Raw genomic sequence first — 13,785 nt, 5'->3', positions numbered from 1 at the left:
TAATTCTTATGGGTATAAAGAAAATAATATTTCAATTTACTTCAACAGTTTCACTTTTGCTAATGCAGTTTGTTCAATTGAAATTGATTACAAGTTCAGTGAGTGTTACACAGTTTGGTGGGTACTCAATTTCTGTTGTGTTTTTTACTATTTTAATGATACTCGGTGATTCTGGTCTTGGTAGTTATACTGTACATAAGCAGAAAAATGTATATCATGTCAGATTGTTGGTTTTTTGCTTTATCGTGTCTTTAATTACCTTTTCTATTGTATCTTTAATGGTACCTTTATGGTCAATAGTTTTCTCTTTCGATGACTTTTCCTCTGTTTTACCTTTTGTGATGTTGTCCTTGCCTTTTTGTGCACTTGGTTCTGTTGCACAGTCAGTATTGCTGATTAATGAGAAACAAGGTTTAGTTGCTCTAGTAGATGTGTTAGCTAAGTTAATTAGTGTTTTTTTTCTTTATTTAACAATTGAAAGTTATGGTCTTCTTGCAGCAGGGATCTCCTATTCTCTATACTGGCTTTTGAGAAGCTTATTATTAAATTTCTTGGTTTTTCTTAGGTTGCGAACTCCGCTATCTTTTAACATTGATCATGATTTTAGAAGCTATTCAATTTCTCTTGTTTGTTCGCAGCTTTTAGGATCATTTAGATATCAAGCTGATATCGTAGTTGTTGGAGTTTTCTTTGGACCACATTTGACAGGTATTTATTCGATTGCAAAGCAAGTAGTTAATATGCCTGCTCAGATAATAAGACCTTTAATGCAAAGAATAGTTCTTCCGAGTTTATCAAAATCACAGCACTGTACTGAATCACTGTTGGATATGATACGAAAGGTAAATCTATGGGTAACACTATCAGTGTCATCTATGTTTACATTTCTAATCTTTTTCTCGAATGATATTTTATTATTTATCGGTGGCACTGATTATACCGATGCAAATTTAATATTGGTTGTGATGTCATTAACATTCTTGTTGAGACTTGCTGTTGGTGGGGTACAAAGTTCTTTAGCGCAAGCTTTAGGTAAGACCAAAGTTGAGCTAAGATGGTCATTGTTTGTTACACCTTTTCTTTTAGTTTCACTGATACTGGGGGCTTTCTTTCTGAATATTGAAAACTTTACAATTCTTCAATTGATAGTTCAGGGGCTTATTTCATTATTATCTTTATTTTTATTTTTGAAAAAAATTGTACCGGAAATTTCTATATATCAGTATTTTAGTACAAGCTCAATAGCGATATTTTTCATATTTTCTGTTTCATTTTTTTCCAGTTATGTTGCGGATTACGCGTCTAGTGATTTTCTGATAAGAGTTGTTTTGTACTGCCTAGCCTTTGTTTTTTCTTTAGGGGTGGTTTCTTTTGCCATTTCTAAGTTTGGAGTGAAAAATGAAATACAAAAGTAAATTGTTATACTTTGCTAATTCTGCTTCTTTTTTTATGTCTCAGTTTTTTGTAGGAAAAAAATCTGGTTCTGATATGGGGCCTCTGATTTTAATTCCTCCAACGGATGAAGGAAGCTTCGGTGATGAGGCAATGATTGTTTCTGTTCTTAGTAATATTGATCCAAAAAAATACTCTGAATTAATTGTTCTCAACGGAATAAAAAAATCTTGGTCTGAAAAACTTAAATCATATGGTTTAGACGTTCGATGTGTGCCTTTGTGGGATAATTTTCAAAGGCCACAGACGATTTTTAAATTTGTTAAGTTTATAAATCAATATAAACCTCTTTCTGTTTATCTCATTGGCGCTGATGTAATGGATGGGTATTATTCCGAGAATAGATCATTGCTTCGTACCTATCTCTTAAGATTGTCCACTATTTCATGTGATGACGTGAGATTGCTAGGCTTTAGTTTTAATGAAGATCCAAGTGTTAAATGTGTTTCCGGTATAATGAATTTGTCACGTTCTGCAAAAATTTTCTCTCGAGATCCAGTTTCTGCTAATAGGTTGGTTAGTAGAGGGATAAAATGTGAGTCAGTTGCAGATCTGGCTTTTATGCTAAAACCTAGGATAGTAAGAAATGTTGATGAGATAAATAAATCACTAGAATTTATTAGTGATCAAAAAAATATCGGGCGGTCCGTAATATGCGTGAATATAAATGCTATACATCAGCGTTACGATGGGTTTTATTCAAAAATTATTTCTCTTTTTAAATATTTGATATCAGAAAGATATTCTATTGTATTTATATCCCATGATGATAGAGATTTTTCGGGGTTTTCAGATTATTCAATGGCCAAAGACGCTCTTAATAAACTGAGCCTGGAAAATGTATTTCTTGTCAAGGAGTCTATGGATGCTGCTGAGCTTAAATATATCGCAAGCAATGTGGATTTTGTTATAACTGGTCGTATGCATTTTGCCATTGGAGCATTGTCTACAGGTATACCGTCTTTAATGTTCGGGTATCAAGGTAAGCAAGAAGGGCTAGCTCAACTTATTGGTGTGGATCCTAATGATGTTGTAATTCCTCCAGATGCTTCTCTTGACGATATGATTGATAAGGTAAACCAGTTTGTTTTAAATATTGATCATATTTCAAAAGATCTTCATGAAAATTTACCGAATATAAAGAAACTATCTAAAATGAATCTAATGTGAAGGTTTATAATGAAAATTGCTATTGCAGGAACTGGTTACGTAGGCTTATCAAATGCCATGTTACTATCACAGCACAACGAAGTGGTGGCCGTTGATATCGTCCCTGAAAAGGTTGAGATGCTTAACAACAAGCAATCGCCGATTGTGGATGTTGAAATTGAAGATTTTTTAGCCAACAAAACGCTTAACTTTACAGCGACTTTGGATAAGTCCGAAGCTTACAGCGATGCAGAATTCGTAGTTATCGCGACCCCTACAGACTACGACCCGATCACTAACTACTTTAATACCAGCTCTGTTGAGGCAGTTATCCGTGACGTAATGGCGATTAACCCTAACGCCGTTATGATTATCAAATCCACAGTGCCGGTGGGTTATACACGCCAAATAAAGGAAGAGATGGGCTGCGATAACATTATCTTCTCGCCTGAGTTTTTGCGTGAAGGTAAGGCTTTGTACGATAACCTGCATCCTTCTCGTATTATTGTGGGTGAACGTTCTGAGCGCGCTAAAGTGTTTGCCGGCTTGTTAGAGCAGGGCGCCATTAAAACGGGTATCGATGTGCTGTTTACCGACTCGACTGAGGCCGAGGCGGTTAAGTTGTTCTCCAATACGTATTTGGCAATGCGTGTGGCGTACTTTAATGAGCTAGATAGCTACGCCGAAACGCACGGGCTAGATAGCCGTCAGATTATTGAAGGTGTGGGCTTAGATCCGCGTATTGGTAATCACTATAACAATCCATCGTTTGGCTATGGTGGTTATTGCTTACCTAAAGATACAAAACAGCTATTGGCTAACTTCCAAGATGTACCTAGCAATATGGTGCGCGCTATCGTCGATGCCAACACCACGCGCAAAGACTTTATTGCCGAAGCTATCCTCAAGCGTAACCCTGCGGTGGTGGGGATCTTTAGATTGGTGATGAAATCTGGCTCGGATAATTTTAGGGCTTCGGCCATCCAGGGCATTATGAAGCGCCTTAAAGCTAAAGGCATTGAAGTGGTTATTTATGAGCCGGTGTTTACTGAAGAGAGCTTCTTTAATTCGCGTGTTATTAATGATCTGGCTGAGTTTAAAGCGTTATCGGATGTGATTGTTGCTAACCGCCGTACCGATGAGCTGGCGGATGTTGCGGATAAAGTCTATACCCGTGATCTTTTTGGTAGCGACTAGTGCGTATTACTAGTTGCTAGCAAGCTATTTTGTTATCTGAAAACGGATAGCAATGTAGCTGTGATAAAAAATACCGTGTGCAAGTAACCTGTATATCAGTTGATGAATAAAGCGATCAGAAATAACGTAAAGGAATAGATGATGATCCCCGTAATTTTATCCGGTGGTTCCGGTACTCGTTTGTGGCCGTTATCCCGTACTCAATATCCTAAGCAGTTTTTGCCGCTTAATTCTGACCTCACTATGTTGCAAGAGACGGTGGCACGTTTGGGCGATGTGTCGGATGTGAGTGTGATTTGTAATGAAGAGCATCGCTTTTTAGTGGCCGAGCAAATGCGTCAAATTAAGCAAGCGTGTTCTATTTTTTTAGAACCTGTTGGCCGTAATACGGCACCCGCCATTGCTTTGGCAGCGCTAGATGCGATTAGCAAAGGTAACGGCGGTGAGTGTTTGTTGGTGCTCTCTTCTGATCACGTGATTGATCAAGCGGAGGTGTTTACTAAGGCGGTTGCTCAAGCGGAGCCTTTAGCCAAAGCGGGTTATCTAGTGACCTTTGGTACTGTGCCGACTAAGCCTGAAACGGGTTATGGTTATATTAAAGCGGCAAGTACGCCGTTAGCCGGTGCCGAGTGCGATGCGTATGTCGTGGCCGACTTTGTTGAAAAGCCAGATGCAGACACCGCACAACAGTATATTGATGCGGGCGATTATTATTGGAATAGCGGTATGTTCATGTTTACGGCTGATCGTTTTATCGAAGAGCTGGGTAAGCATCGTCCTGATATTTTGTCGGCGTGCCAACATGCGATGGCAACCGTTACGCCGGACCTTGATTTTATCCGTGTGGATAAAGCCGCTTTCGAAGCCTGCCCTGATGAGTCTATCGACTATGCGGTGATGGAAAAAACAGACAAAGCCGCAGTTATCCCGCTGGATGCTGGCTGGAGCGATGTGGGTAGCTGGTCGGCTTTGTGGGAAATTAAGCCAAAGGATGAGCAAGGTAATGTGCTGCAAGGTGATGTAATTGCCGAGAGTACGCGTAACTCAATGGTTGTTGGTGGCGAGCGCTTGGTGACTACACTGGGTGTGAATGATCTTATTATTGTGGATACCAAAGATGCGATCATGGTAGCGCACAAAGATAAGGTTCAGGATGTTAAAAAGCTAGTGGCGGCTGTTAAAGCCCAAGGCCGTAATGAGCATTTTCAGCATCGTGAAGTGTATCGCCCTTGGGGTAAATACGATTCTATCGACAACGGCCAGCGTTATCAGGTAAAACGTATTACGGTTAAGCCGGGTGAAAAGCTGTCTGTACAAATGCATCATCACCGTGCTGAGCACTGGATTGTTGTAAGCGGCACCGCCAGCGTTACCTGCGGCGAGAAAACATTCTTGGTGACAGAAAACCAATCAACTTACATCCCGCTGGGTGAAGTCCACGCGCTGGAAAACCCCGGTAAAGTTGAGCTGGAAATGATCGAAGTGCAGTCTGGCTCCTATCTAGGAGAAGATGATATCGTCCGTTTTAAGGACAATTACGGACGCGCTTAATTCAAAAGGGCTAATAGGCTTATGACGAATAAAATAGAATGGATAAACTCAGCTAAAGGCATAGGTATTATGCTTGTTGTTTATGGACATGTGGCACGAGGTTTGGTTGAGGCTTCTATTTCTGGTGGATATGTATATCAATTAAATATGGTTGATAACTTTATCTATATGTTTCATATGCCTTTATTCTTTTTGCTGTCTGGACTGTTTTTATTAAACTCATTTGATAAATACGGTTATAAGGGGCTTGTTTTTAATAAACTTGAAACCATATTGTACCCTTTTGTGCTTTGGTCCCTTCTGCAAGGAGGGATTGAAGCTTTTTTGAGTAACTACACCAATGGTAGTGTATCTGTTAGTGAAGTTTTTGGGTCGCTATTTATACCGCGAGCACAGTTTTGGTTCTTGTATGCCTTGTTCATATTCTTTTGTATGTTTGGTTTCTTACTGAACCTCAATAGAAGTAAACTGTTTTTGTTTTTTTGTGTGGTTCTTTCTTTATCCCTTTATTTGTTTGGTAGTGGTTTTACTAATAATTTTATTTATCAATATTTCTCATCTTTCTCTGTTTTTTTTCTATTTGGAGTTTGCTTTAAAGATGAAATAATTGGTTTGGAGTTTTCTTTGTTTTGGGGGAGGTTGTTTACTTTTTTGCTTGTTCCTCTCGTTTTTTTTCTTGTTTTATATTTTGATATTAGTTACTTGTCTAGAGGGTTTTCTACCTTGATTTTTTCGATGGTCATGATTGTTTTTATTATTTATCTATCAAAAATTAATAAAATACGATCGTTGGCGTTACTCGGGCGTTATTCGATGTTTATATATTTAGCGCATATTCTTGCTGGTAGCGGTGCTCGTGTTCTTTTAGATAAATTATTAAACATTACTGATTTTTGGGTGCATTTGTTTGTAGGTGTATTCTCTGGATTGGTTTTTCCTTTAATTGCTGTGATCATACTTCATGAAATGGGTATTTATTTCCTTGAAAGGTTTCCCCGTTGTAGATGATTTTAATGCTTTGTTAGGTGTTGTTTTAAAGTAAAACTAAAAAATATTTTTTTTATAAAAGGACGGATGTTTTTTGATAAAAGTTAAGTATTTAGTTGGTTTTTAATTTCTAACATATCGATCGGTACATAGCTAGGATGCTATTTTTTAAACAAGGATGAATATGTCTCTACACCGTGCTGAAATAACGCCTGTTATAGAAGGGCGTAATGGCAATAACTTTACCCGTATTAAAATATCGAAAGATAAAGCGAAATTGACGGCTAAACCGCCGGGTTTGATGATCCTAGTCAGCGGGGTGATGCTGATTGTACCAACGATTATGCTGGGTATTATGATCCCGCAGTTCTATAAAGATTTTGGTTGGCCCCCAGCGCTGGCTATGTCTCTTATGTTAGCTGTTTTCTTTTTGGTCAATTATGCTTTGTGGACTAGCGTAAAGTGTGTGGTGTTCGATCGTGCTAAAAAAAGTTATGTCATACGAGCGGTCATCCCCTTTATAAGCTTTGGGGGGGGGCGGTATTCATTGCAGGGATGCACTGGCTTGCAATTATTAGAGGAGCGAGATTTTTCAGTTCGTCGCAGTGATGCCGCAGGGGTTGAAGTAAATCCGGTATCTAGCTATGAAATTAATCTGGTTTTTGATGGCCGCCGTGAGAATATCGTGCAGGTAAGAGATAAAGCACACGCTGAAAAAATACTGATGGAGCTGTCCAAGTTTTTACGTGTTGGCACTAAGTTTGTGCAATCACCAGAGCCTGAAAAGCCCTATCGCCAGGTCATTGATGCGCACGAGGTAGTACCTGAAACCACCTCTGTTGGGCAGGGTGCTTCTGACCAAAACACTTCAGAGCAGCGAACTGCAGGGCAGTTTTCTGAATTTCCTGAATTGGCTGTCGCCACTAATCGATTAGGAATATGGAGTAGTCGGCTGTCTAATGCATTTGGTGTTCGATTAGCGGTAGAGGGGGATCGTTTATTCGTAAAAAAAGCTGATTTTGTTCAGCGTTATTATAAATGGGTGCTGCTTGTTCCAATTTTTTATATTTGGGAAAAGGACTATCTAAATGCTGCTTTTATGGCTGCAGCCCTGCTATACGGGTTGTGGAAATTGAATGCGCATGTTCATACCATCATTGTCGATAAGGGGAAAAACTCCTTGTCTACCCATCCGTTTTTTCCTTTGGGCGCGTCAAAAGCTCCCCGCATTAACGGCAATTTTAACGATATCAAGCAAGTAGAGTTTTATGATCGCTTGGTTAATAAAACCAGTAAAAACAACAGTGGCCAGGTTCGTCATTATCAAGTGGTCGAGTTTGAAGTGAATTTTATCCTGCGATCCGGTGATAAATTAGGCATTATAAGATCCGCCGATCGATTCAAATCCTTGCAGCAAGCGCAGGAGATGGCGGCCTTTATGGATAAACCTTTGGAAAACGCCGAACGATTTTATGAGTGGGGCGAAGCACCTAAGGATAACGAGCCTTTGGCTTCTTGAGCGTTATCGAGCGTCTGTAGTTGGATGGCTTAGTGATAAAGCACTATCGACGTTGATTAGGATGGTGCCTGCTGCCGATGGCGCTGTACTTGAGCAACTGTCGAGTGCTTTGCAGATAGCAGAGAGAGGAGATCCTGCTCGGTTTAATAAGCTTGTCCAATCCTCTTTTTAAATTCAATCGATTCGACCTATTTGATCCTGTAAACTCTATTGTACTTAACTGTTTAGTCAATTTAGTGTGTTTAGATTAAGGATATCCTCATGCTTGTGCTTGTTACCGGCGGAGCCGGCTATATTGGAAGTCATACATCTGTCGTGTTGCAGGAAGCAGGGCATGAGGTGGTTGTGTTCGATAACCTGTGTAACAGCCATCCAGAAGTATTTAACCGTGTTGCTAAAATTACCGGACAGCCCGTTGCGTTTGTTGAAGGCGATATGCGCGATAAAGCAGCGTTAGAGCGTGTGTTTAATCAGTTTGATATTGATGCTGTTATCCACTTTGCTGGATTAAAAGCTGTGGGTGAGTCTGTATCTGAACCTTTACGCTATTACCAAAACAATGTGGAAGGCTCGCTCAATTTGCTAGAAGTTATGGCGGCTAATGGGTGTAAAAAGATTGTCTTTAGCTCTTCGGCAACTGTGTATGGCGACCCAGAGACGGTGCCTATTCGTGAGGATTTTCCGTTGTCGGCGACAAACCCGTATGGCCAGTCTAAGTTGATGGTTGAGAATATACTCAACGATTTAGCAAAGGCGGACGGTACTTGGGAAATATCTTTATTGCGCTATTTTAACCCGGTGGGCGCTCATCCTAGCGGGCTGATTGGTGAGGATCCTAATGGTATCCCTAATAATTTAATGCCGTTTGTGGCACAAGTAGCCATTGGCCGTCGTGAGCAGTTAAGTGTGTTTGGTGGCGATTATCCAACGCCAGATGGCACTGGCGTGCGTGATTATATTCATGTGATGGACTTGGCTGATGGGCATTTAAAAGCGCTTAATGTGTTGAATGCTAACCATGGTTGCCAAGCTTATAATTTGGGCACAGGTAAAGGCTATTCCGTCCTTGAGGTGGTTGAGGCGTTTTCGCAAGCGTCTAATCGTGAGATCCCGTATCAAATTGTTGATCGTCGCCCGGGCGATATTGCGACCTGCTTTGCAGACCCTGCTCACAGCCAAGAAAAGCTCGGCTGGCGTGCACAATCAGGCTTAGCACAAATGGTAGAAGATCATTGGCGTTGGCAAAGCGAAAACCCGGATGGGTTTGAATAATACGGCGAACTTAAAGGATGACAACTTAAAGGAATAAGTTATGGTTACAATTGCACACCACGGAGCTGTGAAAGGAGTCACTGGCTCGTGCCATCAAATGTCGTTGCCTACCGGCGAGGCTGTACTCATTGATTGCGGACTATTTCAGGGTGCTGAATCAGTGGATCGCGAGCTGGGCGAAACGCAGATCGATTTCCCATTGGATAAGGTTAAGGCGTTAATTGTGACGCATTGCCACCTTGATCATGTAGGGCGAATCCCATTCTTATTGGCAGCGGGTTTTAGCGGTAAAATCTATGCAACCGAAGCCACCGCGCGTTTATTGTCTTTGGTGATTGAGGATGCGGTTAAAGTGGGCGTTTCTCGTGATGAGAAACTGATTACTCTGGTGTTAAAGCGCCTTGATCAGTTGTTAGTGCCAATTCCTTATGATCAGTGGTTTGATGTTGAAGGTTTACCTCAAACCGCAGCTAAGTTTCGGGTAGCAGGGCATATATTGGGTTCGGCTTATGTTGAGTTGAATGCACAGGGCGAGCGTGTCGTTTTTTCGGGCGATTTGGGGGCGACTTATTCGCCGTTGTTGCCAGCACCTAAGTCGCCTTATAAAGCCGATACCTTGGTTATCGAAAGCACGTATGGCGATAAGCTACACGAAGGCCGTAAAGCGCGCCGTAGGCTGTTACGCGATACGATTAAGCGCTGTTTACAAGACAGAGGCACGGTACTGATCCCTGCGTTTAGTATTGGCCGTACCCAAGAGCTGCTGTACGAGATCGAAGAGATTATTCATCGTCAAAAGGGCGATTGGGAGCATTTAGCGGTCATTGTTGATTCGCCGCTGGCCGCTAAATTTACCGGCCATTATCGTGATTTGAAAAGCTTGTGGGATAAAGAATCGAAACGGAAATTGCGTGCTGGGCGTCACCCATTATCGTTTGATCAGTTGGTGACGATTGATAGTCATGGCGATCACTTAAAGATGGTTAAGCAGTTAGCACAGTCGGGACACCCTGCCATTGTGATTGCGGCGAGTGGTATGTGTACGGGAGGCCGTATCCAAAACTATTTACAAGCATTGCTGCCTGATCCTCGAACTGATGTGTTGTTTGTGGGGTATCAAGCACAGGGTACACCGGGCCGGGATATTCAGAAGTATGGCCCGCGCGGCGGGTATGTGTATTTGGATAACGAACGCATTGATATTAAAGCCGGCGTGCACACTATTAGTGGATATTCGGCGCATGCCGACCAAGGTAATTTAGTAAATTTTGTGAAGCGTATTTATCGTAAGCCGTCTGAAATCCGTATTGTGCACGGTGATGATGAGGCTAAGGCTGCTTTGGCAGAAAAATTTAAACAGTTGGTGCCTGAGGCGAGGATCTTAATACCTGATGCGTAATGCGGAGTTGTGCCCGGTTTGGTTGCGATGGCTGGTTTTTGTCGCGTGTGTGTCGGCGGTGATGTATGGGATTTTTAGGCCGGTACCGCCAGAGATGCTGTTTGATAACTCAGATAAAGTAGGCCATTTTCTGGCGTTTGCTGCTTTGGGGATAACGGCGCGTTTGGCGCTGCCCAACCGTTTGCAATGGTTTATTTGGCCCGTGCTGGCACTGGCAGCATTTGTGCTGGAATACTTGCAGGGTGTTTGGCTGCCGCTTAGGACATTCAGTTTAGAAGATAGCTACGCCAACCTGTGTGGCGTAGCTATTGGTTTTGCTGTGTGTTGGGTTATCGCCCGATACTGTAGTAAGTAAAACCGAGGCTTTCGAGTAAATCACGGCTAAGTACATTGCGTCCGTCGACAATGACTGGTTGACGCATTTGTTCTAACAGCGCCTCGTAGTCTGGCGACCAGTACTCGTCCCACTCGGTTAGTATGAGCAAGGCATCGGTGTTGGCTAAGGCTTCGTATTTGTCCTTGCAAGTGATGACTTGCGGGTGCCCACCGTACAAACGCTCAATGTTGTCGAGTGCTTCGGGGTCATGAATGCGCACTGTTGCCCCTTGGGCGATAATGGCTTCAATGATTTTTAAGCTGGGCGCACCGTCGAGCGATGATGATCCTGGCTTGAAAGATGCCCCCCATACCGCAATCTGCAGGCCGCTAATGTCGGCTTTGTAGTGTCGCCATAATTTACGGAAACATTGCTCTTTCTGTTTTTCGTTTTCACGTAAAACTGTGTCCAGGAGCTGTGAGTTCCGTTTTTCGGATAGCAGGTCGGCTAATCCTTTTATGCTCTGCGAGAAGCTATTACCGCCAAAGCCACACCCAGGTGATAGGTAGTGATGGCCAATGCGCGGGTCGGCTCCCATGCTCTGACGAATAACATCGATGTTAACGTCTAGCTGCTCCGCCAGGTTGGCTAGTTCGTTAATGTAACCAATGCGCAGTGCTAGCATGCCGGTGGTTGCCATTTTGGCGAATTCCGCTTCGCGGGTGCTCATGATGAGCATTTGATCAAGCTGGCGTGTAAATGGGCGCAGTAATGATTCGATCATCATGTTGGCCCACGGGTTATCACAGCCTAGCGTAATGGCTTTGGGGTGGCGCATATTGTTGAGCGCTTCACCTTCTGCAATGTTTTCTGTCAGAAAAGCCGCTATCTGGTTGTTCTCCTTGTTAAGCAGGCCTTGTAGTTCGTCGGTGCAGCCAACACCAAATAAGCTTTGGTTGATGACAAGGAGCTTGTTTTGGGTGAACTTGCCGAGCTTGCTGACTATTTGCTTGGCTTCTTCAAACTCGCTGGGGTTCATGCATAGCAGGTGGATGTCGAACTGTGTTGCGCCGCCGCTGGTGGTAAATTGCAATCGACCCTTAGCAAACTCATCACAAATGAGATCTTTTAAGCCGGGTTCGTTGAGAATGTTAGTGCCCATACGCAGGGTTGGGTCTTGGTCGGTACTGTCATTGACGATGCGTACATCGTTACCCGCATGTGCCAGAGTACCGGCAGCCACCCAAGCGGTGAGCTCTTGTCCCCATATCGCTATTTTCATGCGTTGACCTCCTGCAGGGCGTGGATGGTATCGAGCAAGCCTTTTGATGAACCGTCTAGATCGGCTCCGTCTGTTTCTTTCATCAGTGGCTTAAGCAGGTTAGTGGCCATCTTTTTGCCCAGCTCTACACCCCATTGGTCGAATGGATTGATATCCCAGATAACCGATTGCACAAAGGTTTTGTGCTCGTACAGCGAGATCAATTGGCCAAACGAGAACGGTGTTAGCTCGTCCATTAACACAGTGGTGCTGGGTTGGTTACCGCGATAGCGCATGTGAACCGGTGCGGACTCGTTATCTTCTAGTACAGAATCGCCCAGCGCCAGAATGCGTGACTGCGCTAAGCAGTTGGCTAGGGTTAGCGTATGTTGTTGCTGTAGATCGGCATTGTCGGTGTCATGGTAGCGGCGCGCAGGTGCTATAAAATCACACATGACCGACTCTGTGCCTTGGTGCAGCAGCTGGTAGAAGGCATGTTGAGCGTTAGGGCCGACTTCACCCCAAATGATTGGGCACGTGCGGTAATCAACTTCTTTCCCTTGGCGGCTGACACTTTTGCCGTCGCTTTCCATCTCTAGCTGTTCTAGATACGCGGGCAAATGGCTGAGACGCCCGTCATACGGCAGGATAGCGTGAGCGTGGATGTCGAGGAAGTTAATATTCCATACGCCGATCATACCCAGTTGTGTCGGTAAATTGCTCTCGAAGGGGGCTGTTCTAAAGTGTTCGTCCATGGCGTGGGCACCGGCGAGCATTTCTTTAAAGCGGCTCATACCAATACGCAGTGCAATGGGTAGCCCTATGGCTGACCACATGGAGTAACGGCCACCGGTCCAATCCCAGAAGTTGAGTTGGCTGTTTTCGGGGATACCCCATTCTGTCATTTTAGGAGCATTAGCCGAGACGCCTATAAAGTGACGACGGTTTAGAATGTCGTCGCTGGCACCGCTGGCATTGCGTAACCATTCACGCGCCGTATTAGCGTTAGATAAGGTGTCGATGGTCGTAAATGATTTAGATGACAATATAAACAGGGTGCTGGTGGGCAGTAAGGTGTCGAGCAAGTCGGCAATTTGGCTGCCGTCCATGGAGGAGACAAAATGGACGTTTAGCTTTTTACCTGAGGCCAGTTGTGCATCAGATAACGCTCGGCATGACATGTAGGGCCCTAGGTCAGAACCGCCTACACCAATGTTAACAATGGTATCGATGGGTAAGCCTGAGTAGCCTCGCCATTGCCCTGAGTGAATGCGGTTAACAATATCGCTCATGTGGGCAAGGTTGGCTTGCACATCGTCCACGATGTTGTGGCCGTCTAAAAGTAGCTCGCTGCCTTGTGGTTGGCGCAGTGCAGTGTGCAGGGCAGGGCGGTTCTCGGAGGTGTTGATTGCATCCCCTGAGAGTAAGCGCGACTTCCAGGTATCCAGTTGGCAGGTGTCTGCGAGTGTTTTTAATAAAGACTGGGTTTCTGGAGTGATGCGTTGTTTAGAAAAGTCGAGCAGTAGCTGCTCGTTACGCATGCTGTAGGTTTGGAAGCGGTTGGGATCTTGTTGGAATAACTCTTTTAAATGAACATGCCGCATGGTAGCGGCATGTTCTTCAAGAGCTTTCCAAGCTGACGTATCGGTCACACTCAAAATGTTCTCTCCATTGAAGCAATC

At 43.6% G+C, this 13,785-nt stretch carries 11 protein-coding genes; 9 read left to right on the top strand and 2 right to left on the bottom strand.

Annotated features, from left to right (window positions below; translation table 11 throughout):
- Positions 1-8 precede the first annotated feature (8 nt).
- The 9 genes from OW491_RS14755 (at position 9) to OW491_RS14715 (ending at position 10,881) form a co-directional block, all read left to right on the top strand.
- Positions 9-1,415, top strand: coding sequence for an oligosaccharide flippase family protein (locus tag OW491_RS14755; protein WP_290036681.1), 1,407 nt, complete (start codon positions 9-11; stop codon positions 1,413-1,415).
- Complete coding sequence (locus OW491_RS14750; RefSeq protein WP_290036680.1) at positions 1,399-2,622, top strand: polysaccharide pyruvyl transferase family protein; 1,224 nt, start codon at positions 1,399-1,401, stop codon at positions 2,620-2,622. The genes OW491_RS14755 and OW491_RS14750 overlap by 17 nt, the downstream gene beginning before the upstream one ends.
- A gap of 9 nt (positions 2,623-2,631) precedes the next feature.
- Complete coding sequence (locus tag OW491_RS14745) at positions 2,632-3,798, top strand: nucleotide sugar dehydrogenase (protein WP_290036679.1); 1,167 nt, start codon at positions 2,632-2,634, stop codon at positions 3,796-3,798.
- A 141-nt stretch (positions 3,799-3,939) separates the two neighbouring features.
- Positions 3,940-5,349 carry a mannose-1-phosphate guanylyltransferase/mannose-6-phosphate isomerase gene (locus OW491_RS14740; protein ID WP_290036880.1) on the top strand — a complete coding sequence of 470 codons (1,410 nt, stop codon included), beginning with the start codon at positions 3,940-3,942 and terminating at the stop codon, positions 5,347-5,349.
- A gap of 21 nt (positions 5,350-5,370) precedes the next feature.
- Positions 5,371-6,357 (top strand): acyltransferase, encoded by a 987-nt coding sequence (locus OW491_RS14735; RefSeq protein ID WP_290036678.1) that lies wholly within the window; start codon positions 5,371-5,373, stop codon positions 6,355-6,357.
- A 163-nt stretch (positions 6,358-6,520) separates the two neighbouring features.
- On the top strand, positions 6,521-7,855 hold the full coding sequence (locus tag OW491_RS14730) for a hypothetical protein (RefSeq protein WP_290036676.1): 1,335 nt from the start codon (positions 6,521-6,523) through the stop codon (positions 7,853-7,855).
- A 261-nt stretch (positions 7,856-8,116) separates the two neighbouring features.
- Entirely contained in the window at positions 8,117-9,127 is a 1,011-nt protein-coding gene (gene galE, locus OW491_RS14725; protein WP_075171490.1) for a UDP-glucose 4-epimerase GalE, read from the top strand.
- A gap of 40 nt (positions 9,128-9,167) precedes the next feature.
- Entirely contained in the window at positions 9,168-10,526 is a 1,359-nt protein-coding gene (locus OW491_RS14720; RefSeq protein WP_290036673.1) for an MBL fold metallo-hydrolase, read from the top strand.
- On the top strand, positions 10,519-10,881 hold the full coding sequence (locus OW491_RS14715) for a VanZ family protein (protein WP_075171492.1): 363 nt from the start codon (positions 10,519-10,521) through the stop codon (positions 10,879-10,881). The genes OW491_RS14720 and OW491_RS14715 overlap by 8 nt, the downstream gene beginning before the upstream one ends.
- Here the strand turns inward: OW491_RS14715 and OW491_RS14710 are convergent.
- Together OW491_RS14710 and pgi are read right to left on the bottom strand one after the other, a co-directional pair.
- Positions 10,856-12,124, bottom strand: coding sequence for a nucleotide sugar dehydrogenase (locus tag OW491_RS14710; RefSeq protein ID WP_290036671.1), 1,269 nt, complete (start codon positions 12,122-12,124; stop codon positions 10,856-10,858). The two genes, OW491_RS14715 and OW491_RS14710, sit on opposite strands and share 26 nt — an antisense overlap.
- Complete coding sequence (gene pgi, locus OW491_RS14705; RefSeq protein ID WP_246283348.1) at positions 12,121-13,707, bottom strand: glucose-6-phosphate isomerase; 1,587 nt, start codon at positions 13,705-13,707, stop codon at positions 12,121-12,123. The genes OW491_RS14710 and pgi overlap by 4 nt, the downstream gene beginning before the upstream one ends.
- Positions 13,708-13,785: the final 78 nt, after the last annotated feature.

It is taken from the genome of Neptunomonas sp. CHC150 (assembly GCF_030397555.1).
GTDB lineage: Bacteria > Pseudomonadota > Gammaproteobacteria > Pseudomonadales > Balneatricaceae > Neptunomonas > Neptunomonas phycophila.
Note: the sequence above shows the minus strand (reverse complement) of the source record. Positions and strands in the feature narration are given on the sequence as shown.

Bases quoted from the DNA above. Each gene is read 5' to 3' on its own strand.
- OW491_RS14755 (WP_290036681.1), top strand. From the start codon at position 9: ATGGGTATAAAGAAAATAATATTTCAATTTACTTCAACAGTTTCACTT.
- OW491_RS14750 (WP_290036680.1), top strand. From the start codon at position 1,399: ATGAAATACAAAAGTAAATTGTTATACTTTGCTAATTCTGCTTCTTTT.
- OW491_RS14745 (WP_290036679.1), top strand. From the start codon at position 2,632: ATGAAAATTGCTATTGCAGGAACTGGTTACGTAGGCTTATCAAATGCC.
- OW491_RS14740 (WP_290036880.1), top strand. From the start codon at position 3,940: ATGATCCCCGTAATTTTATCCGGTGGTTCCGGTACTCGTTTGTGGCCG.
- OW491_RS14735 (WP_290036678.1), top strand. From the start codon at position 5,371: ATGACGAATAAAATAGAATGGATAAACTCAGCTAAAGGCATAGGTATT.
- OW491_RS14730 (WP_290036676.1), top strand. From the start codon at position 6,521: ATGTCTCTACACCGTGCTGAAATAACGCCTGTTATAGAAGGGCGTAAT.
- galE (WP_075171490.1), top strand. From the start codon at position 8,117: ATGCTTGTGCTTGTTACCGGCGGAGCCGGCTATATTGGAAGTCATACA.
- OW491_RS14720 (WP_290036673.1), top strand. From the start codon at position 9,168: ATGGTTACAATTGCACACCACGGAGCTGTGAAAGGAGTCACTGGCTCG.
- OW491_RS14715 (WP_075171492.1), top strand. From the start codon at position 10,519: ATGCGTAATGCGGAGTTGTGCCCGGTTTGGTTGCGATGGCTGGTTTTT.
- OW491_RS14710 (WP_290036671.1), bottom strand. From the start codon at position 12,124: ATGAAAATAGCGATATGGGGACAAGAGCTCACCGCTTGGGTGGCTGCC.
- pgi (WP_246283348.1), bottom strand. From the start codon at position 13,707: ATGCGGCATGTTCATTTAAAAGAGTTATTCCAACAAGATCCCAACCGC.